Here is a 20,239-nt window from a genome sequence, read left to right as displayed (position 1 = left end):
GTGAACCCCGTCAGGCTAGCCCGCCCGCCGGACCGCCCATGCCGCGATCCGGTCCAGGAGCTCCTCGCCCGCGGCGTTCTCGGCGTGCCCCATGCCGGGCTCCAGCCACAGTTCGCCCTGGTCACCGGCGGCGGCGGCCAGCATGCGCGGGTGGTCGAGCGGGAAGTAGCCGTCGGCGTCGCCGTGCACGATCAGCAGGGGCGTGGGGGCGATCCTCGGCACCGCCTCCACCGGCGACAGCGGCACCGGGTCCCAGTCGCGGTGGTGGATGCGGGTGCGCAGCCCGTAGCGGCTCACCACGCGGCCCTCGGGGCGGGTCACCAGCCAGTGCAGCCGCCGCATCGGGGCGGTCCCCCGGTAGTACCAGCGGGCCGGGGCGCTCACCGACACCACCGCGCGGCTGTCGCCGGGGTGCAGCGCCGCGTGCCGCAGCACCACCGAGCCGCCCATCGAGAACCCGACCGTCACGACCCGGCGGTATCCCAGCTCCCGCGCCCAGCGCACGGCGGCCGCCAGGTCCGCCACCTCCCGGTCGCCGACCGTCGAGCGCCCGCCGGAGGCGCCGTGCCCCCGGAAGGAGAAGGTGACCACCGCCCCGTACCGCGCGAAGGCCCGGGCCACCCGCCGCACGTGCGGCCGGTCCACGGCCCCGGTGAAGCCGTGCGCCACGACGAACACGAGGTGGCCGGAGGGCGTACCGGTGGTGCCGGACGCGGCGGCGCCCGGCTCGTGGAGGGCGTCGATCGTCACCCCGTCGGACGTCCGCAGAAACGTCCGCGACGGCCCTCGAACGGGCGTTCCCGCGGCCGTCTCGGGATGCGGACGATCGGTGGAACGCGCCACATGACCTGCCGGACCAGAGCTCATGTGGGCTATTCTGCTGGGCAGAGGACTCGGGCAGCGAAGCCCCCGGGTCCTTTTGTGCTTTCGGAAGCGTTGTATACGACGCGGGAAACCGCGGGTGTACGGGGCCTTCGGGATCGCAGAGCCCGTGCTGTGCCAACCAGCGTCCTCGCAGGGACCGAGGAGGAACCAGACGTATGAGTTCTCTGCTGCTCCTGACCAACGCCCTCCAGCCGTCGACGGAGGTGCTCCCCGCACTCGGCCTGCTCCTGCACAACGTGCGGGTGGCCCCCGCGGAGGGCCCCGCCCTCGTCGACACCCCCGGCGCCGACGTCATCCTCGTCGACGGCCGGCGGGACCTGCCCCAGGTCCGCAGCCTGTGCCAGCTGCTGCGCTCCACCGGGCCGGGCTGCCCGCTGGTCCTCGTCGTCACCGAGGGCGGTCTGGCCGCCGTCACCGCCGACTGGGGCATCGACGACGTCCTGCTCGACACCGCCGGACCCGCCGAGGTCGAGGCCCGGCTGCGGCTGGCCATGGGACGGCAGCAGATCGTCGGGGACGACTCCCCCATGGAGATCCGCAACGGCGACCTGTCGGTCGACGAGGCGACGTACTCCGCCAAGCTCAAGGGCCGGGTCCTGGACCTGACCTTCAAGGAGTTCGAGCTGCTGAAGTACCTCGCGCAGCACCCGGGCCGGGTCTTCACCCGCGCCCAGCTGCTCCAGGAGGTGTGGGGCTACGACTACTTCGGCGGCACGCGCACGGTCGACGTGCACGTACGGCGGCTGCGCGCCAAGCTCGGCCCCGAGCACGAGTCGCTGATCGGCACCGTGCGGAACGTGGGTTATCGATTCGTTACGCCGGAGAAGCCGGAGAAGATGGAGCGGGCCGCCGAGGAGGCGAAGACCGAAGCCGCCACCGCAAAAACCGGCAAAGCGGACGAGTCGGCCGCGCTGGGCGCCGCCGAGGCGCGCACCCGGGCGTGAGGAGCGCATCCCGTCGCCGACCTGGGTCTCGTCCCGCGCGAGGGCGTCGCCCGGACGGCGGTCGGGATATCGTACGGACCCTCCTTCACGCCCTGCCCGGAGCGGGTATATCCGCGTAGACTCCGCGCGTGGCCAAGGTGACTCGGGATGACGTGGCGCGGCTGGCAGGGACCTCCACTGCCGTGGTCAGCTATGTCATCAACAACGGACCCCGGCCGGTCGCCCCGGCCACGCGCGAGCGTGTCCTCGCCGCGATCAAGGAACTGGGGTACCGGCCCGACCGGGTGGCCCAGGCGATGGCGTCCCGGCGCACGGACCTCATAGGCCTGATCATCCCGGACGCCCGCCAGCCCTTCTTCGGGGAGATGGCGCACGCGGTCGAGCAGGCCGCCTCCGAGCGCGGGAAGATGGTCCTCGTCGGCAACACGGACTACGTGGCCGAGCGCGAGGTCCACTACCTGCGGGCCTTCCTGGGCATGCGGGTCTCCGGCCTCATCCTCGTCAGCCACGCGCTCAACGACCTGGCCGCCGCCGAGATCGACGCCTGGGACGCCCGGGTGGTGCTGCTGCACGAACGCCCCGAGGCCATCGACGACGTCGCCGTCACCACGGACGACCTCGGCGGCGCCGAGCTGGCCGTCCGGCACCTGCTGGAGCACGGCCACGCGTACGTCGCCTGCATGGGCGGCATAGCGGAGACGCCCGCGGTCGGCGACCCGGTCTCCGACCACGTCGAGGGCTGGCGCCGCGCGATGGACGACGCCGGGATCCCCACCGAGGGCCGCCTCTTCGAGGCCCTCTACAACCGCTACGACGCCTACCAGGCCGCCCTGAAGATCCTCTCCGGCCCGGACCGCCCACCGGCGATCTTCTGCTCCACCGACGACCAGGCGATCGGCCTGCTGCGCGCGGCGCGCGAACTGCGCATCGACGTGCCCGGCGAGCTGGCGGTGGCCGGGTTCGACGACATCAAGGAGGCGGCCCTGACCGACCCGCCCCTGACGACGATCGCCTCGGACCGTCCGGCCATGGCCCGGGCCGCGGTGGACCTCGTCCTCGACGACGGACTGCGGGTGGCGGGCTCCCGGCGCGAGCGCCTGAAGGTCTTCCCGTCACGACTGGTGGTCCGCCACTCCTGCGGCTGCGCGTAACCCGCCGGCTCCCGCGCGAGGCCCTTTACATCGGGCATACGCACTTCTGTCGGGCTTCTCAGTGAGCACTCAGGAAGCTCTCATGGTCGGGCCGCACGCTCGATGCCATGACCGAGAGCTTCCACCGCAGCGGCGAGTACCCGAACCCCTACGAGGGTCAGCAGCAGGCCCCGGTGAACCCCGAGTGGCCGCCCCCGCCGGCGTACGCCCCGGCGCACGCTCCGCACAAGCGCACCCGCGGGCCCGTGGCCCTGCTCGCCGCCGTGGCGATCGTCGCGGCCGCGACAGGCGGCGGCACCGCCTACGGCATCCAGGAGCTGGCCGGCAACGACACCGTCGCCTCCAGCTCCACCAGCACCCACGTGGTCCCCTCCAGTCAGAAGGGCACGGTCGCCGGGGTCGCCAAGGCGGTCAGCCCCAGCATCGTCGAGATCAGCGCCGACTCCAACGCCGGGTCCTCCACCGGCTCCGGCGTGATCATCACCAGCGGCGGCGAGATCGTCACCAACAACCACGTCGTCTCCGGCGCCTCGAAGATCCAGGTGACGACCAGCGACGGCAAGACGTACTCCGCGAAGACCGTCGGCACCGACAGCAAGAAGGACCTGGCGCTGATCGAGGTGCAGGACGGCTCCGGCTTCAAGGCCGCCACGCTCGGCGACTCGGCCGGGGTGCAGGTCGGCGACCAGGTCGTGGCGATCGGCTCGCCCGAGGGGTTGTCCGGCACGGTGACCAGCGGCATCATCTCGGCCCTCGACCGCGACGTGACCGTCCCGACCGACGAGGGGCAGCAGCAGCCCCAGCAGGGCGGGGAACAGTGGCCGTTCGAGTTCGGCGGGCGTCAGTTCAACGGCGACACCGGCAGCGACACCACGACGTACAAGGCGCTCCAGACCGACGCGTCCCTCAACCCGGGCAACTCCGGCGGCGCGCTGATCGACATGAACGGCAACATCATCGGCATCAACTCCGCGATGTACTCGCCGGCGAGCCAGGCCTCCTCGTCCGCCGACGCGGGCAGCGTCGGCCTGGGCTTCGCCATCCCGATCGACACGGTGAAGGCCGACCTCGCGAAGCTGCGGGCGGGCTCGACGGACTGATTCCCCCGGCGGACGGAGGGCGCCCGGCCCCGCGCCGAGTCGTGCGACGCTGAGAACGTCAGAGCACCCCCGCCCCCACCACACCCGAGGACCGCCCGCCCATGAGCCCCGCAGACGGCGACCGTGACACCCAGCGCATCCTGATCGTCGACGACGAGCCGGCCGTACGCGAAGCGCTCCAGCGCAGCCTGGCCTTCGAGGGGTACGGCACGCAGGTCGCGGTCGACGGCGCGGACGCCCTGGAGAAGGCCGCGGTCTACCGCCCCGACCTCGTCGTCCTCGACATCCAGATGCCGCGCATGGACGGGCTGACCGCCGCGCGCCGCATCCGCGCCGCCGGCGACACGACACCCATCCTGATGCTCACCGCCCGCGACACGGTCGGCGACCGCGTCACCGGCCTCGACGCGGGCGCCGACGACTACCTGGTCAAGCCGTTCGAACTGGACGAGCTCTTCGCCCGGATCCGCGCCCTGCTGCGCCGCAGCTCCTACGCGGCGGCCATGGGCGCGGCCGGCCCGGCCGACGAGGACGTGCTGGCCTTCGCCGACCTGCGCATGGACCTCGCCACGCGCGAGGTCACCCGGGGCGGGCGCCCGGTGGAGCTCACCCGCACGGAGTTCACGCTGCTGGAGATGTTCATGGCGCATCCGCGCCAGGTCCTCACCCGGGAGCAGATCCTCAAGGCCGTCTGGGGCTTCGACTTCGAGCCGTCGTCGAACTCCCTGGACGTGTACGTGATGTACCTGCGCCGCAAGACCGAGGCGGGCGGGGAGCCGCGCCTGGTCCACACGGTGCGCGGGGTCGGCTACGTGCTCCGCCAGGGCGGCGCCGAGTGAGCAGGCTCGTCCGCCGCTTCCGCTCGCTGCCGATCCGCTCGCGGCTGGCGCTGCTGGTGGCGGCGGCCGTGGCGTTCGCCGTGGCGGCGGTGTCGGTGACCTGCTGGTTCATCGTGCAGGGCAAGCTGTACGACGAGATCGACGAGGACCTGAAGTCGTCGGTGGGGCCGGTGCACCCGGACGAGTTCCGGGACCTCGTGGCCGCCTGCCCCCAGACCCCGTCCGACGCGCTGGGTGTGGGCTCGCGGCCCAAGAGCTACGGGCAGTTGGTCAGGGTCGACGGCAGGGTGTGCCTTTTCCCCAGCTCCACGGCCCAGGTGCAGGTCAGCGGCGCCGACAAGACCGTGGCCAAGGCCCCCGACCCGAACGTGCAGCACTTCCGGGACGGTACCGACACCGACGGGAACAGGCTGCGCGTCATGACCACCGCGCTCGTCGTCAAGGACGACTCCCTGCGGCCGGGCGTGGCCGCGGACTACTCGCTGGTCGTCGCCCTGCCGCTGAAGGGCACCCAGTCCACGCTCAACGAACTGGCGCTGATCCTGCTGCTGGTGTCGGGCGTGGGGGTGCTCGGCGCCGGCGCGGCCGGGCTGGCCGTCGCCCGGGCCGGGCTGCGGCCCGTCGACAAGCTGACCGACGCCGTCGAGCACGTGGCCCGCACCGAGGACCTGAACATCCGCATCCCCGTGGAGGACGACAGCGAGGACGAGATCGCCCGCCTGTCCCACTCCTTCAACTCGATGACCTCGGCGCTGGCCAGCTCCCGGGACCTCCAGCAGCAGCTGATCGCCGACGCCGGCCACGAGCTGCGCACCCCCCTGACCTCGCTGCGCACCAACATCGAGCTCCTCACCCGCAGCGAGGAGACCGGCCGCCCCCTCCCCGAGGCCGACCGCAAGGCCCTGCTGGCCTCGGTGAAGGCCCAGATGACGGAACTAGCCGCGCTCATCGGCGACTTGCAGGAGCTGTCCCGCCCGGACACCGGCCACCACGCCGGCCGGACCCAGATCGTCGCCTGGCACGACACGGTCGAGTCGGCGCTGCGGCGGGCCCGGCTGCGGGGCCCGGACCTGACGATCACGGCGGACGTCGAGCCGTGGTTCGTCCGGGCGGAGCCGTCCGCCCTGGAACGGGCGGTGGTCAACATCCTGGACAACGCGGTGAAGTTCAGCCCGGAGAGCGGCGTGATCGACGTACGCCTGGCCGACGGCACCCTCACGGTCCGCGATCATGGCCCGGGCATCCCCACCGACGAACTCCCCCACGTCTTCGACCGCTTCTGGCGCTCCCCGAGCGCACGGTCCCTGCCGGGCTCGGGCCTGGGCCTGTCGATCGTGGCCCGCACGGTGCAGCAGGCGGGCGGCGAGGTGACCCTGGCCCCGGCCGAGGACGGAGGCACGGTGGCGACGGTCCGGCTCCCGGGAGCGACGGTCCCCCCGCCGGCGGACCTCCCTACCGACTGACGTACGCCACGAAGGATGCCCAGGGGCTCGAGCCGCGCGGCAGGGGTGCTCGAAGGCGCCAGGGCGGTACTGCGCGACGGCAAGGCCGGTGAACACGCCCTGGCGCCTCCACCGCGGCGACGAGTGAAGTGTCAGTGGAAGCCGAGCATGCCGGGGGAGTCGATGTCCACGGTGACCACGCCCGGCGGATAGGCGTCCTCCTTACGACCCCACGGACAGCCCCGACCCCGACACCCGCACCCGGATGCCGTCGCGCTGCACGCGGACCTCCTGCAACCGCACGTTCCCCTGCTCCGGCTCCGGGAGTTCGAACGCCAGGGACAGCCGCTCGGCCAGGACCGGGCGGGTCAGGCCGGACAGGGCGTCGAGCAGGTTCGGGTCGAGGCCGAGCCGGCGCAGCACCTGCGGGTGGTCCAGGGCCAGGTCGACGAGGTTCAGGCGCTGGGCCTGGCGCGCGAAGCGCGGGGACCCAATGAGCTCGGTGAGCCTGCCGTCGTCGGCCAGGGCCTCGCGCACGGTCGCCCCGGGCACCCCGAGCCGCCGCACGAGGGCGGGGACGGACAGCAGGGCCTTCGCCTTGCGGGTCTGCCGGGCCAGGTCCGCGCTGCCCTCGGGCGTGAGGTGCAGGCCCTGCGCGGGACCGGTGCCCGGGCGGTAGGTGGCCAGGTCGCCGATGTCCAGGCGCATGCTGCCGATCTCGGTGGCGATGCCGCGCGCGCCCTGGCGCCGGATCCGGGCCTCGGCGTGCATCCGCAGATCGTGCCCGGCGACCGGCAGGGTGCCCTCGGCCCGTACGCGGTCGCGGCCCTCGCCGGTGAACGTGACCTGGGAGGCGCCGAGTTCGCGGTTGAGGTCGGCGAAGGACAGCTGCACCTCCCCGTCGAAGCGGGGGACGCGGGCGCCGCGTACGGAGGTGAGGCCGTCGGCGTCCAGGCGGACGTCGTGGGCCGTTGCGGACACCTTCGCGAGGGAGACCCGGTCGGCGGCGACGTCCGGGACGGTCACCTTCACCGACTCCAGCCGCTCAGCGGCGACTTGGGTGAGGAAGGGGAAGCCGCCGATCTCCACCTCGGGCGCTGCGGCCAGGTCGAGGCGGTCCTGGAGGGTGTCGGCGGCGCGGTGCTCGGCGTAGAGCAGGGCCCAGCGGTCGGCGAGGGCGGCGAAGGCGGCGACGACGACCAGGCCGACCACTGCCTTCACGGCGAGGGGCAGTCCGGCGAAACGATTCTTCCGCCGCCTGCCGCTCCGTCGACCGCCCCGCCTGCCGCCCCGCCGGTGGTCCGGCGGGGCCCAGGCGTCCTCGGCGCCCTCCTCGGGCGCCTCGGGGAGGAACTCCTCCAGAGGGGTCACCTCGAGAGGCCCGTCGTCGAGGGCGGCGAGCTCCTCGTACGGGTTGGGCCGGGGATGCGCAGCTGCGTGGTGGGGGGTACGCATCGAGCCATCCGACCACGCGCACCGGCCCCACCCGCAACTCGAACCCCGGGTATGCGACCTACTTCACGATCGTGATCCGGTCGGCCTTCGGGGGCGCGATCGGGCTGGTCGCCGAGGAGTTGGCCGTCAGGTACTGCTCCAGCGCGGTCAGGTCGTCGGCGCCCACGACGTCGCCGGTGCCCTGTCCCAGCGTCGGGAAGCCGTCGCCGCCGCCCGCGAGGAAGCTGTTCGTCGCGACGCGGTAGGTGGCCGACGGGTCGATGGCCGAGCCGTTCAGCTTGATGCTGTCGGTGACCACCCGGTCGGCACCGGACTTGGTGAGGTCCAGCGTGTACGTCAGACCGGACGAGACCTGGAGGATCTTCGGCGCGGCCGCGTTCGGGCCGGACACCTGCTCCTTGAGCGCCTGGATCACCTGCGCGCCCGTGAAGTCCTGGAGGTTCACGGTGTTGGCGAACGGCTGGACCGTGAAGCCCTCCGCGTAGGTGACGACACCGTCGCCCTCGGCGCCCTTGGCCGCGTAGGTCAGGGGCGCGCGGATGCCGCCGGGGTTCATCAGCGCCAGGTCGGTCTCCGGGTCGAGCTGCTTGCCGTGGGCGAGCTGGGCGTCGGCGATGAGGTCGCCGAGCGGGGACTCGGTGCCGGTGTTGCCGATGTCGCCGGAGATGTAACCGATGGGCCGGTTGCCGATGGGCGCGGCCAGGGTGTTCCACTTGCCGATCAGCTCGGTCATGTCGGGCGCCTTGGGGACGTCCCGGGTGACCACGCGGTTCGCGGACTTCACCGCCGTACGGGCGATGTCGCCGGTCCTGCGGTCGTAGGTCAGCGTCGTGTCGGTGTAGAGGCGGCCGAAGGACGCGGCCGAGGTGACCATGCGGGGCTTGCCCGCCGGGTCGGCGATGCTGCACACGTACGCGTTGTGGGTGTGGCCGGTGACCAGCGCGTCCACCTGCGGCGTGACGTTCTTGGCGATGTCGACGATCGGGCCGGAGATGCCGTCGCCCGCACCCGGGGAGTCACAGTCGTAGTTGTACGACGTCGACGCCGGGAAGCCGCCCTCGTGGATGAGCGCGACGATCGACTTCACGCCCTGCTTCTGGAGCACCTTGGCGTACTTGTTGATCGTCTCGGTCTCGTCCTTGAAGGACAGGCCCTTGACGCCCTCGGCGGAGACGATGTCCGGGGTGCCCTCCAGGGTCACGCCGATGAAGCCGACCTTGACGCCGTTCTTCTTCCACACCCAGTAGGGCTTGAGGATCGGCTTCTTCGTCTTCTCGTCGAGGACGTTGGCCGCGAGGTAGGGGAAGTCGGCGCCCTGGAACTTCTCGTCCGCGTAGCAGCCGTCCTTCGGGTGGCAGCCGCCGTTCTGGAGGCGGCCGAGCTCCTTGGCGCCCTCGTCGAACTCGTGGTTGCCGACGGAGGTGACGTCGAGGTCGAGCTTGTTCAGCGCCTCGATGGTCGGCTCGTCGTGGAACAGGCCGGACAGCAGCGGGGAGGCGCCGACCATGTCGCCGCCGGCCGCGGTGATGGAGTACTTCTCGCCCTCGCGGGCCTGCCGCAGGTGCGTGGCGAGGTACTCGACGCCACCGGCGTCGATGGTCTTCGTCGTGCCGTCGGGCTGCGTCTCGGTGACGCGGCCGGAGGAACCGGCCGGGGGCTCCAGGTTGCCGTGCAGGTCGTTGAAGGACAGCAGCTGCACGTCCTGGTAGCGGCCGTGCCCGTGGCCGCCCTTGCGGTGGTCCTCACCGGCGCTCGCGGAGCCGGGCAGCGCCGCGGCGGCCAGCGCGCCGACGGTGACGACACCGGCGGTGAGCGCGGCGAGACGGGTCGTACGGCGTTTCCGGCGCTCCGGATGCGCCGGTGAAGTGGCTGGCATTCGCCCCCCTGTGGGTCTGCGGTGACAGTGATGTCGTCGCGCGCAGCCTAAAGTCAACGCGCGTAGCGCGACAGGCCTTTCATGGTTACGAGTGGGTTGCTTCTTTGCCGCCGATTTGCCGGTGCCGCCCCGTACCCTCGTACGCATGACCAGCGACGACACCGTACGGCCCGGCCGCCCCCGCTCGATCGAGACCCTTGCCGCCCTCTCCGCGGAGCAGACCGAGGCCGTGCTCGGACTGCTCGACGAGGCGGCCCGGACCGACGGTCAGCAGGCGGTGTCCGAACAGGGCCGGTTGCAGCTGCGGGGCGGGGAGCGCGAGGGCGTGTCCCACCTGCTCCTCACCGTGGACGGGCACCTCGTCGGATATGCCCAGTTGGAGGACACCGACGAGGTCGAGCCGCCCGCCGCCGAGCTGGTGGTGCATCCGGGGCATCGCGGACACGGGCACGGGCGGGCCCTCGGCTCGGCCCTGCTGGCCGCCTCCGGCAAGCGACTTCGCGTGTGGGCGCACGGCGGGCACTCCGCCGCCCGGCACCTCGCCCAGGTCCTCGGCCTCACGCTGTTCCGCGAACTCCGCCAGATGCGCCGCCCCTTGGCCGGCTTCGACACCCCGCAGCCGGTGCTGCCCGAGGGCGTCACCGTACGCCCCTTCGAGCCCGGCCGGGACGACGCGGCCTGGCTCGCCGTCAACGCCGCCGCCTTCGCCCACCATCCCGAGCAGGGCTCGCTCACCCAGCGCGACCTGGACGACCGCAAGGCCGAGCCGTGGTTCGACCCGGCGGGCTTCTTCCTCGCGTTCCGCGGCGACGAACTCGTCGGCTTCCACTGGACGAAGGTGCACGACCGCGAGCGCCTCGGCGAGGTGTACGTCCTCGGTGTCGCCCCGGGCGCGCAGGGCGGCGGCCTCGGCAGGTCCCTCACGACGATCGGCCTGCGCCACCTGGCGGACCGGGGCCTGCCGACCGCGATGCTGTACGTCGACGCCGACAACAAGGCGGCGGTGACGGTCTACGAACGCCTGGGCTTCACCACGCACGAGGTGGACCTCATGTACCGGACGGAGACCTGAGCCGTGTCCCGGGCGCCCGATCCGCGCATCCGCCCGGCCGGTGAGGGCGACCTGGCGGCCCTCGTCCGCCTGCGCGACGACGCGGCCCGCTGGATGCTGTCCCACGGCATCACCGGGCAGTGGCGCCCGGGCGAGCTGGGCCGGGAGCACTTCCGCCGGGCCATGGCGGCCGGCGAGGTCTGGCTGGCCGAGTCCGAGGGGCGCCTGACCGGCGCCTGGGAGCTGTGGTGGCAGGACGAGGACGCCTGGGGCCCGCAGCCGCCGGTGGCCGGGTACGTGCACCGGCTGATGGTGGACCGGTCGGTCGCCCCGCCCGGGACGGCTGCTGCTGGGGGCCGCCGAGCGCCGCGTGGCCGGGACGGGCCGGACCTCGGTACGGCTGGACTGCCTGGCGTCCAACGCCCGGCTCAACGCCTACTACGAGGACGCCGGTTACCGGATCGTGGGCCGCAAGGAGGGCAAGCCGCAGCCGGGCGGGGTGCCCAAGTCCTTCACGCTGAGGGAGAAGCGGCTCCCGTAGGGGTGGGCCGGGCCCAGGCCGGGCGCCAGGTCTGCCCCTGCGGCGGTGCGGGGCGGTTCGCCGTGAGGTGGTCCTGGAGCGCGGCCAGACCGGGGTGCCGGTTGTCCGTGCGCCGCAGCAGGGAGTGCGGGTAGACCGGGACCGGGTCGCGCAGCGGGACCAGCCGCAGGTCGTGGCCGGCCGGCCAGACGTGCGGGGTCCGTTCGCTCAGGACGGTCGCCACGGTCGGGGAACCGGCGACCGTGTCGAGCAGCGCCTCCAGACCGAAGTTGGGCCCGACGGTGTCGACGGCCGGCCCGAACTCCGCGGCGAACGCCTCGTAGTACGCGTGCCACTCGGTCCCCGGCACGTTCCCCGGCATCCAGATGCGGTGCCCGGCCAGTTGCGCGGGCGTCACCCAGGGCGCCTTCGCGAAGGCGTGCCCGGGGCCGACGCACAGGTGCAGCGGCTCGTCCAGGACCGGGACGGCCGCGATGCCGTCGGGGAGCCGGTGCCCGGGCATCGTGACGGCCCGGAAGGTGGCGTCGACGGCCCCGTCCCGCACCGCCGCCGTCGCCGTGTCCGCGTCGAACAGCGTGACGACGTCCAGGGCGATCCCCGGATGCGCCCGGTGGAAGTCCTGCACGAGCCCCCCGACGGCGCTCCGGCGCCCCACCACGTCCACCCGCAGCGCCCGGTCCCCGGGCCGCACCGCGGCGGCGGCCCGCTCCTCCGCCCGCAGCAGGACCCGGGCGTGCGGCAGCAGCGCCTGGCCGTCGATGGTCAGCTCCGCACCCCGGGGGGTACGCACCAGCAGCCGCACCCCGAGGTCCTTCTCCAGCACCGCGATCCGCTTGGAGACGGCCTGCTGGGTGAGCCCGAGGTCGACGGCGGCCCGCTGGAACTGCCCGGAATCGGCGATCGCGACGAAGGCCCGCACGGCTTTGAGATCCACGCCGGGAGCTTAGCGGCACGCCGGATGGTTGTGCGGGAAGGGGCTCCTCGGGTGCTCGTGCCGATTACCCGGCCCGCTGCACAACTGTTGGTTGTGACAGGCGTCGGCACCCACCGCCGCCGGCCGACGGCCTGCCGCGACCCGGCTTGACTTCCACCCGGACCTTCCACCACCCTTTCACTACTCAATTAGTGAAAGGGTGGTTCAGGCAGTGGTCGAATACCGCATCGACCGGCGCAGCGGCGTGGCCACCTACGTCCAGATCGTCCAGCAGACCAAGCAGGCCCTGCGCCTGGGCCTGCTGCAACCGGGAGACCGGCTCCCCACGGCCCGCGAGGTCGTGGAGGCCACCGCCATCAACCCGAACACCGTGCTCAAGGCCTACCGGGAGCTGGAGCGCGAGGGCCTGGTCGAGGCCCGTCGCGGACTCGGCACCTTCGTACGCCGGTCCCTGGGCGCCGCCCCCGCCGACTCCCCGCTGCGCGCGGAGCTGGACGCCTGGGCGGCCCGGGCCCGCGAGGCCGGCCTGGAGCGCGAGGACGTGGCCGCCCTTTTCGCTTCCGTACTCGACGCGCAGTTCACACAGACCAAGGGGGACGCATGACCGACACCGCCATCGAGGCGGCCGGACTGGGCAGGAGGTACGGGCTCCGCCGCCGGCCGGCGCTGGACGGGTGCTCCTTCCGGCTCCCGGCAGGCCGCGTCTGCGCCCTCGTGGGCCCCAACGGCGCCGGCAAGTCCACCCTGCTGGCCCTCGCGGCCGGACTGCTGCGCCCCACCGAGGGCACCGTCACCGTGCTCGGCACCACCCCGGCGGCGGCCCGTGAGCGCCTCGCGCACGTCGCCCAGAACAAGCCGCTGTACCCCCAGCTCACCGTCGCGGGCACGCTGCGGCTGGGCCGGGACCTCAACCCGAGGCGCTGGGACGCCCGGACCGCCGAGCGGATCGTGGCCGAGGGCGACCTCGACCCCGGTGCCCGCATCCGCTCCCTCTCCGGCGGCCAGCGCACCCGGGTCGCCCTCGCCCTGGCCCTCGGCAAGCGCCCCGAGCTGCTGCTCCTGGACGAGCCGATGGCCGACCTCGACCCGCTCGCGCGGCACCAGCTGATGGCCACGCTCATGGCCGACGCCGCCGACCACGGCACCACGGTTGTCATGTCCTCGCATGTCGTGGCGGAGCTGGAGGGCTCCTGCGACCACCTGCTGCTGCTCGGCCGCGGCCGGGTCCGGCTGGCCGGGCCGCTGGACGACCTGCTCGCCGCGCACACCCTGGTCACGGCCCGGGCGGGCGACTCCCTGGCCCCGCACACCGTGGTCGAGTCCCGCACCACCGGCCGCCAGCTGACCGCCCTGGTCCGGCCCGCGGGCGCCCTCGGCGACGCACGGCACGGCGACCGCCCCTCCCTGGAGGAGGTCGTCCTGGCCCACCTGCGTGCCCCCGATGCCCCTTCGCTGCTGCTCGACCCGCAGGAGGCCGCCGTATGACCGCCGTGACGGACGCGACCCCGGTCGCCGCCCCCCGGTTCCCGGGGCCGCGCGGGCTGTTCCTCGCCGGACTGCGCGTGCACCGCTCGGCGCTGGTCTTCTGGATCGGGCTGGTCGCGGTGGCCGCGGGGGCGCTGCTGTGGGCGCTCGGCCCGGGGGCGGACGCCGCGTGGGCCGAGTACCGGGAGATGGGCTGCACCAAGGGCAGCCCGACCCTGGGCTGCGACATTCCCGAACCCGCCATGTTCCGGTACGAGACCGTGGTGACGGTCGCCGAGGGCCTGCTCTCCCTGGTGCCGGTGCTCACCGGCGCGTGGGCGGGCGGGCTGGTCGGCCGCGAGCTCGAGGACGGCACCGCCCGCCTGGCCTGGACCCAGTCGGTCACCCCGGCCCGCTGGCTCGCCGCCAAACTGGCCGTCCCGGCCCTGCTGCTGGTGCCGGGCACCCTCGCGCTGACCCTGCTGCACCGCACCCTGTGGGCCTCGGACCACCACCTGATCCGGGCCATCGGCTGGTCCGAGTGGCACGACGACAGCGTCTTCGAGGCCAACGGCGTCCTCGCCACCGTCCACCCCCTGGCCGCCCTCGCCCTGGGCGTCCTCGCGGGCGTGGTCCTGCGCCGCGCCCTGCCCGCCCTCGGTGCCGCCGTCCTGGCCGTGGCGGCTCTGATCTGGGCGCTCGACGAGGCGCGCCCGCATCTGTGGCCGACCCCGCCGGGGACGGCTCAGCTGATGCACGAGCACCCGGCGTCCCACTTCTGGCCCCTGCAACTGGTCGAGACGTCCCTGGTGCTGGCCGTCGCCGCCCTGGCCGCCACCGCCGCGTTCGCCCTGCTGGCCCGGCGCCTGCCCTGAGCCCGGTCCGCGCGTCCGTCCACGGGGGGACGGACGCGCGGATCGACACCCGGCGCGCGGGATCGGCACCCCCGGGAAGGCCGGACCCGTCCACAGCCTGTGCACGGCCCCGCCGTCGGCGCCCGGCCCCCCACGCGCCCCATCCGCCCCCCTCGCACCCCGGCGGGCCGCCCCCCGGTGTCCCGCACGTCATGTCTCCGTAACCGCCGATTCAGACGGGCTTGCGACGCTCGGCCAATGAATCCCGCCGTGCCAGAGCCGTCGCCGCCCCCGATGGGGCCCGCGGGGAACGGGAGCGCTCATGAGACTCCGCCGCTCGCGCCCGCGCCTTCCGACGCGCCCGTGATGCTCGCGGCGCGGAAGAATGGGTCCATGAGCCAGCCGAACACCCAGGCACAGGTCCAGCACCCGCAGCCCTCCGTGGGCTCCATCGCGGCCCACCGCCCGCACACGGTCGCCGCCGTCGTGTCCGACCTGGAACCCGACATCGACGCCGACCTCGACGCCTACGAGGAGTCGCCGTACGACGGGCCCCAGCTGCCCCAGGGCCGGTTCCTCGACCGGGAGCGCAGCTGGCTCGCGTTCAACGAGCGGGTGCTCGAACTCGCCGAGGACCCGAACACGCCCCTGCTGGAGCGGGCCAACTTCCTCGCGATCTTCGCCAGCAACCTGGACGAGTTCTTCATGGTCCGGGTCGCCGGCCTCAAGCGCCGCATCGCCACCGGCGTGGCCACCCGCTCCGCCTCCGGCCTCCAGCCCCGCGAGGTGCTGGAGATGATCTGGGCGCGCTCCCGCGAGCTCATGGCCCGCCACGCCGCCTGCTACCACGAGGACGTCGCCCCCGCACTCGCGGAGGAGGGCATCCACCTGGTCCGCTGGAACGAGCTGCAGGAGAAGGAGCAGGCCCGCCTGTTCACCCTGTTCCGGCACCAGATCTTCCCCGTGCTGACCCCGCTGGCGGTCGACCCGGCGCACCCCTTCCCGTACATCTCCGGCCTGTCGCTGAACCTGGCCGTCGTCGTGCGCAACCCGGTCACCGGCCACAAGCACTTCGCCCGGGTCAAGGTGCCGCCGCTGCTGTCCCGCTTCCTGGAGAGCTCCCCCGGCCGCTACGTCCCCATCGAGGACGTCATCGCCGCGCACCTGGAGGAGCTGTTCCCGGGCATGGAGGTGCTGGAGCACCACGCCTTCCGCCTCACCCGCAACGAGGACCTGGAGGTCGAGGAGGACGACACCGAGAACCTGCTGCAGGCCCTGGAGAAGGAACTCATGCGGCGCCGCTTCGGCCCGCCGGTGCGCCTGGAGGTCGAGGAGTCCATCGACCGCGACGTCCTGGACCTGCTGGTGCGCGAGCTGAAGATCAGCGAGGCCGAGGTGTACCCGCTGCCGGGCCCGCTGGACCTCACCGGCCTCTTCCGCATCGCCTCGCTGGACCGGCCGGAGCTGAAGTACCGCAAGTTCGTCGCCGGCACCCACCGCGACCTCGCCGAGGTCGAGTCGGCGTCCGCGCCCGACATCTTCGCCGCGCTGCGCGAACGGGACGTGCTGCTGCACCACCCCTACGACTCGTTCTCCACGTCCGTGCAGGCCTTCCTGGAGCAGGCCGCCGGGGACCCCGACGTCCTCGCCATCAAGCAGACCCTGTACCGGACCTCGGGCGACTCCCCCATAGTCGACGCGCTCATCGAGGCCGCCGAGTCCGGCAAGCAGGTCCTGGTGCTGGTCGAGATCAAGGCCCGCTTCGACGAGCACGCCAACATCAAGTGGGCCCGCAAACTGGAGGAGTCCGGCTGCCACGTGGTCTACGGCCTGGTCGGGCTGAAGACCCACTGCAAGCTGTCGCTGGTGGTCCGCCAGGAGGGCGAGACGCTCCGCCGCTACAGCCACGTCGGCACCGGCAACTACCACCCGAAGACGGCCCGCCTCTACGAGGACCTCGGCCTGCTCACGGCCGACCCGCAGGTCGGGGCGGACCTCTCCGACCTGTTCAACCGGCTCTCCGGCTACTCCCGCCGCGAGACCTACCGCAGGCTGCTCGTCGCCCCCAAGTCCCTGCGCGACGGGCTGGTCTCGCGGATCACCAAGGAGATACAGCACCACCGCGCGGGGCGTCCCGCGTACGTCCGCATCAAGGTCAACTCGATGGTCGACGAGGCCGTCATCGACGCCTGCTACCGCGCCGCCCAGGCCGGGGTGCCGGTGGACATCTGGGTGCGCGGCATCTGCGCCGTGCGCCCGGGCGTCGCCGGCCTGTCGGAGAACATCCGGGTCCGCTCGATCCTCGGCCGGTTCCTGGAGCACTCCCGGGTGTTCGCCTTCGGCAACGGCGGCGAGCCCGAGGTGTGGATCGGCAGCGCCGACATGATGCACCGCAACCTCGACCGCCGGATAGAGGCCCTGGTCCGGGTCACCGACCCGGCCCACCGGGCGGCCCTGAACCGGCTGCTGGAGACCGGCATGTCCGACTCCACCGCCTCCTGGCACCTCGGTCCGGACGGCGAGTGGACCCGGCACGCCACCGACGCGGACGGCCAGCCCCTGCGCAACGTCCAGGAGATGCTCATAGACGCCCGGAGGCGCCGGCGTGGCACAGCGACACCTTGACCCGACGGGCCCCCGGCCCGGGACCGCCGCGCCCCTGGCGAAAACCCGGCCGGGGACCGTCGCGACCGCCCCGACCGGTGACGCCCTCGCGGGCTATCTGCGGGCCCAGGCCACGGAGTTCCTCCGGGCCCTGCGCCTGCACCGCGAGACGGGGGCGGGGGCGGGCGGCTCGGAGACTTCGGCGGAGGCGGCCCGCGCCCTGCGCCGCTCGGCCCGCCGGATCAGCGCGAGCCTGCACACCTTCCAGCCCCTGCTGGACGCCGACTGGTGCGAGGCGGTGCGGCCCGAACTGGCCTGGGTGTCGGGCACCCTGGCGATGGAGCACGCCTGCACGGCCCGCCTGGAACGCCTGCTGGCCGCCCTGCACCGCCTGTCGGGTTCCACCGCCTTCCCGGGCGCGGCGGGTCCGCCCCCCGGCGGCCGGGCCTCCGGTGCGGCGCCCGTCCCGGCCGGGGCGGCTCCCCGGGGCGCCACCGCGGCCCCGGAGCGCGGCAACCTCACCGTCGGGGCGGCGAAGGCGGGCGCCCTGCTCGACCGCCAGCTCACCCTCGCCCGCACCCGCGCCCACTCCACCGCCCTTCAGGCCCTGGGCAGCAGCCGCTTCCACGCCGTCGCCGACAAGGTCGCCGTGCTGGCCAGCGAGGTCCCCCTCACCGGCCCCGCCGCCACCACCGACCTGCGCCTCCTCGCCGGGGCGGCCGAGGACCGGCTCACCGACGCCGTGACCGCCCTGCCCCTGGTCACCGCGGGCAGCCCCTACAACGCCGCGGCCCTCGTCCACGGCCTGTCCCCCGACACGGTCCCGCACCCGCAGGACGCCCCCTGGCACCAGGTCCGTCTGCTGCTGCGCCTGCACCGCTACGCCCGCGAGACGGTCAGCGGCCCCCGCGGCAACGCCGTCGTCGACCTGCGTCTGCTCGCCGCGGGCCAGGCGCTGAACCTGCACCGCGACGCCTCGGAGGCGGCAGCGGCGGCGGCCCAGGCGGCCCGTACCCCGCGGATCGCCCCGGCCACGGCGTACGCGCTCGGCGTGCTCCACGCCGACCAGCGGCACGAGGTGGAGGCGGCACGTTTCACGTTCCAGCAGGCCTGGCAGAAGGAGACCGTCGGCGCGTGAGGACCGGGCCGGGCGGCAGGAGGCGGTGAACGGCGTGAGCACTTCCGGGGACGGCACGGTCCTGGCGGCGGGCTGCGTGCTGTGGCGCCGCTCCCCCACCGGCGGCGAGCCGCGGCTCTGCTTGGTCCACCGGCCGAAATACGACGACTGGTCGTGGCCGAAGGGGAAGCTCGAGCCGGGCGAGGAGGCCCTCGCCGGCGCCCTGCGCGAGGTCGAGGAGGAGACGGGGTGCCGGGCCGTGCCGGGCCCGGAGCTGTCCACCCTGCACTACCTGGCCGGAGGCCGCCCCAAGCAGGTCCGTTACTGGGCCGCCGAGGCCGTGTCCGGCACGTTCACCCCGTCGGACGAGGTCGACCGGGTGCTGTGGCTGACGCCCGCCGCGGCCCGCGACCGGCTCACCCGGCCCCAGGACCGGCCCCTGGTCGACGAGTTGCTCACCGCGCTGCGGCCGCCCGGGGCGCCCTCGTCGGCTCCTGACTGACCGACGGCCCCGGCCGGCCTCCCCGCCGTCCGGGACGACCGGCCGGCCGTGATCGCCACCTGACCGCTGTGTCCTCTTTCGTCCGCCGAAGCGGCATGCCGCCGTGTCCTGCCCGTGAGCATTCCGTGACCTCACCAGGCCTTAGACAGGGGTTCACCCCTCGTTCATGTGCGGCCATCGGCTCCTTCACCTGATCTGCCTAATTTCGGCCTTACCGACGCGAGCCGCGCCAAGCGAGCGGGTCCGCGTCCGCGTCACTCAGACTTCGCACGCCGCCGGATTCAGGACGGCGGCTCCCGGAAGGAACTCAAGTGAAGCTTCAGCGCATGAACCGGCGGGCCCTCGCTCTCGGTGCTCTCGCCGTCTCCGGCGCCCTGGCCCTCACGGCGTGCGGCTCCGACGACACCGGCGGCAACAGCGACGGCGGCGGCTCCTCCAACGCCGCGGCGCCGAGCAACGTCAAGTGCGACGACGCCAAGGGGCAGCTGCTCGCCGACGGCTCCTCCGCGCAGAAGAACGCCATCGACGCCTGGGTGAAGCAGTTCACCGCGGCCTGCCAGGGCCTCCAGATCAACTACAAGGGCGGCGGCTCCGGCGCCGGCGTCACCGCGTTCACCCAGGGCCAGGTGGCCTTCGCCGGTTCCGACTCGGCGCTGAAGCCCGACGAGGTCACCGCCTCCAAGAAGGTCTGCTCCGGCGGCCAGGGCATCGACCTGCCGATGGTCGGCGGCCCGATCGCGGTCGGCTACAACGTCAACGGCGTGGACAACCTCGTCCTGGACGCCCCGACCCTGGCGAAGATCTTCAACAACCAGATCACCAACTGGAACGACAAGCAGATCGCGAAGCTGAACCCCGACGCGAAGCTCCCGGACCTCAAGATCCAGGCGTTCCACCGCTCGGACGACTCCGGCACCACGGACAACTTCACCAAGTACCTGATCGCCACCGCCAAGGGCGACTGGCCCTACGACGGCGGCAAGACCTGGCAGGCCAAGGGCGGCCAGTCCGCCTCCGGCTCCTCCGGTGTCGCCCAGCAGGTGAAGCAGACCAACGGCGCCATCGGCTACTTCGAGCTGTCCTACGCCAAGGACGGCCTGAAGACCGTCGACCTCGACACGGGCGCCGCCCAGCCGGTGAAGGCCAGCGTCGAGAACGCCACGAAGGCCATCTCCGAGGCGAAGGTCGTCGGCACCGGCAAGGACCTCGCTCTGGAGCTGAACTACGCCACCAAGGCCGAGGGCGCCTACCCGATGGTCCTGGTCACCTACGAGATCGTCTGCGACAAGGGCAACAAGTCCGACACGCTGCCCGGCACCAAGGCGTTCCTGCGCTACATCGCCTCCGAGGACGGCCAGAAGATCCTCGCCGAGAACGACTACGCGCCGATCCCCGACGACATCATCGCCCAGGTCCGCACCACCATCGAGAGCCTGAGCTGACCCGCGTGCGGCCCGGCCCCCACCCCGGGACCGGGCCG

17 protein-coding genes and 1 pseudogene are annotated in these 20,239 nt (G+C 73.2%); 14 read left to right on the top strand and 4 right to left on the bottom strand.

All coding sequences use genetic code 11. The features are described 5' to 3' along the window. Positions 1-15: 15 nt before the first annotated feature. Positions 16-867, bottom strand: coding sequence for an alpha/beta hydrolase (locus ACH4C6_RS25095; protein ID WP_398110842.1), 852 nt, complete (start codon positions 865-867; stop codon positions 16-18). Positions 868-1,040: 173 nt separating this feature from the next. Between ACH4C6_RS25095 and ACH4C6_RS25090 the strand changes: the two genes are divergently transcribed. From ACH4C6_RS25090 to ACH4C6_RS25070, 5 genes are all read left to right on the top strand, one after another. Then, the gene (locus ACH4C6_RS25090; protein ID WP_398110841.1) at positions 1,041-1,829 is read left to right on the top strand and encodes a response regulator transcription factor; all 789 of its coding nucleotides are present in this window, start codon (positions 1,041-1,043) and stop codon (positions 1,827-1,829) included. A 128-nt stretch (positions 1,830-1,957) separates the two neighbouring features. Further along, entirely contained in the window at positions 1,958-2,980 is a 1,023-nt protein-coding gene (locus tag ACH4C6_RS25085) for a LacI family DNA-binding transcriptional regulator (RefSeq protein WP_398110840.1), read from the top strand. A gap of 107 nt (positions 2,981-3,087) precedes the next feature. Continuing rightward, positions 3,088-4,080 carry a S1C family serine protease gene (locus ACH4C6_RS25080; protein ID WP_398110839.1) on the top strand — a complete coding sequence of 331 codons (993 nt, stop codon included), beginning with the start codon at positions 3,088-3,090 and terminating at the stop codon, positions 4,078-4,080. Positions 4,081-4,181: 101 nt separating this feature from the next. Next, positions 4,182-4,919: a response regulator transcription factor gene (locus ACH4C6_RS25075; RefSeq protein WP_398110838.1), complete on the top strand. Its 738-nt coding sequence runs from the start codon at positions 4,182-4,184 to the stop codon at positions 4,917-4,919. Beyond that, positions 4,916-6,382, top strand: coding sequence for a sensor histidine kinase (locus ACH4C6_RS25070; protein WP_398110837.1), 1,467 nt, complete (start codon positions 4,916-4,918; stop codon positions 6,380-6,382). The genes ACH4C6_RS25075 and ACH4C6_RS25070 overlap by 4 nt, the downstream gene beginning before the upstream one ends. 201 nt (positions 6,383-6,583) lie before the next feature. Here ACH4C6_RS25070 and ACH4C6_RS25065 read toward each other — a convergent pair whose 3' ends face one another. Together ACH4C6_RS25065 and ACH4C6_RS25060 are read right to left on the bottom strand one after the other, a co-directional pair. After that, complete coding sequence (locus ACH4C6_RS25065; RefSeq protein ID WP_398110836.1) at positions 6,584-7,816, bottom strand: DUF2993 domain-containing protein; 1,233 nt, start codon at positions 7,814-7,816, stop codon at positions 6,584-6,586. 58 nt (positions 7,817-7,874) lie between these two features. Beyond that, positions 7,875-9,692, bottom strand: a complete 1,818-nt coding sequence (locus ACH4C6_RS25060) for a bifunctional metallophosphatase/5'-nucleotidase (RefSeq protein WP_398110835.1) — start codon at positions 9,690-9,692, stop codon at positions 7,875-7,877. A 145-nt stretch (positions 9,693-9,837) separates the two neighbouring features. Here ACH4C6_RS25060 and mshD point away from each other — a divergent pair, with 145 nt between their 5' ends. Both mshD and ACH4C6_RS25050 read left to right on the top strand, forming a co-directional pair. Next, the gene (gene mshD, locus ACH4C6_RS25055; protein ID WP_398110834.1) at positions 9,838-10,764 is read left to right on the top strand and encodes a mycothiol synthase; all 927 of its coding nucleotides are present in this window, start codon (positions 9,838-9,840) and stop codon (positions 10,762-10,764) included. 3 nt (positions 10,765-10,767) lie between these two features. After that, positions 10,768-11,284, top strand: a pseudogene (locus ACH4C6_RS25050) (N-acetyltransferase). On the opposite strand, the gene ACH4C6_RS25045 reads toward ACH4C6_RS25050, so the two are convergent. Beyond that, the gene (locus ACH4C6_RS25045; protein WP_398110833.1) at positions 11,256-12,218 is read right to left on the bottom strand and encodes a LysR family transcriptional regulator; all 963 of its coding nucleotides are present in this window, start codon (positions 12,216-12,218) and stop codon (positions 11,256-11,258) included. The pseudogene ACH4C6_RS25050 and the gene ACH4C6_RS25045 overlap by 29 nt on opposite strands. A gap of 211 nt (positions 12,219-12,429) precedes the next feature. Between ACH4C6_RS25045 and ACH4C6_RS25040 the strand changes: the two genes are divergently transcribed. From ACH4C6_RS25040 to pstS, 7 genes are all read left to right on the top strand, one after another. Beyond that, positions 12,430-12,822 (top strand): GntR family transcriptional regulator, encoded by a 393-nt coding sequence (locus ACH4C6_RS25040; RefSeq protein WP_398110832.1) that lies wholly within the window; start codon positions 12,430-12,432, stop codon positions 12,820-12,822. Continuing rightward, entirely contained in the window at positions 12,819-13,703 is an 885-nt protein-coding gene (locus ACH4C6_RS25035; RefSeq protein ID WP_398110831.1) for an ABC transporter ATP-binding protein, read from the top strand. Before ACH4C6_RS25040 ends, ACH4C6_RS25035 begins: the two co-directional genes overlap by 4 nt. Then, entirely contained in the window at positions 13,700-14,557 is an 858-nt protein-coding gene (locus tag ACH4C6_RS25030) for an ABC transporter permease (protein ID WP_398110830.1), read from the top strand. Before ACH4C6_RS25035 ends, ACH4C6_RS25030 begins: the two co-directional genes overlap by 4 nt. A gap of 372 nt (positions 14,558-14,929) precedes the next feature. Continuing rightward, positions 14,930-17,161, top strand: coding sequence for an RNA degradosome polyphosphate kinase (locus ACH4C6_RS25025; protein ID WP_398110829.1), 2,232 nt, complete (start codon positions 14,930-14,932; stop codon positions 17,159-17,161). Then, the gene (locus ACH4C6_RS25020; protein WP_398110828.1) at positions 17,142-18,278 is read left to right on the top strand and encodes a CHAD domain-containing protein; all 1,137 of its coding nucleotides are present in this window, start codon (positions 17,142-17,144) and stop codon (positions 18,276-18,278) included. Before ACH4C6_RS25025 ends, ACH4C6_RS25020 begins: the two co-directional genes overlap by 20 nt. Before the next feature lie 34 nt (positions 18,279-18,312). Then, positions 18,313-18,759, top strand: coding sequence for an NUDIX hydrolase (locus tag ACH4C6_RS25015; RefSeq protein WP_398110827.1), 447 nt, complete (start codon positions 18,313-18,315; stop codon positions 18,757-18,759). A gap of 311 nt (positions 18,760-19,070) precedes the next feature. Beyond that, entirely contained in the window at positions 19,071-20,201 is a 1,131-nt protein-coding gene (gene pstS, locus ACH4C6_RS25010; RefSeq protein ID WP_398110826.1) for a phosphate ABC transporter substrate-binding protein PstS, read from the top strand. Positions 20,202-20,239: the final 38 nt, after the last annotated feature.

Source organism: Streptomyces sp. NPDC017943, from assembly GCF_044328425.1.
Taxonomy (GTDB): domain Bacteria; phylum Actinomycetota; class Actinomycetes; order Streptomycetales; family Streptomycetaceae; genus Streptomyces; species Streptomyces djakartensis_A.
Note: the sequence above shows the minus strand (reverse complement) of the source record. Positions and strands in the feature narration are given on the sequence as shown.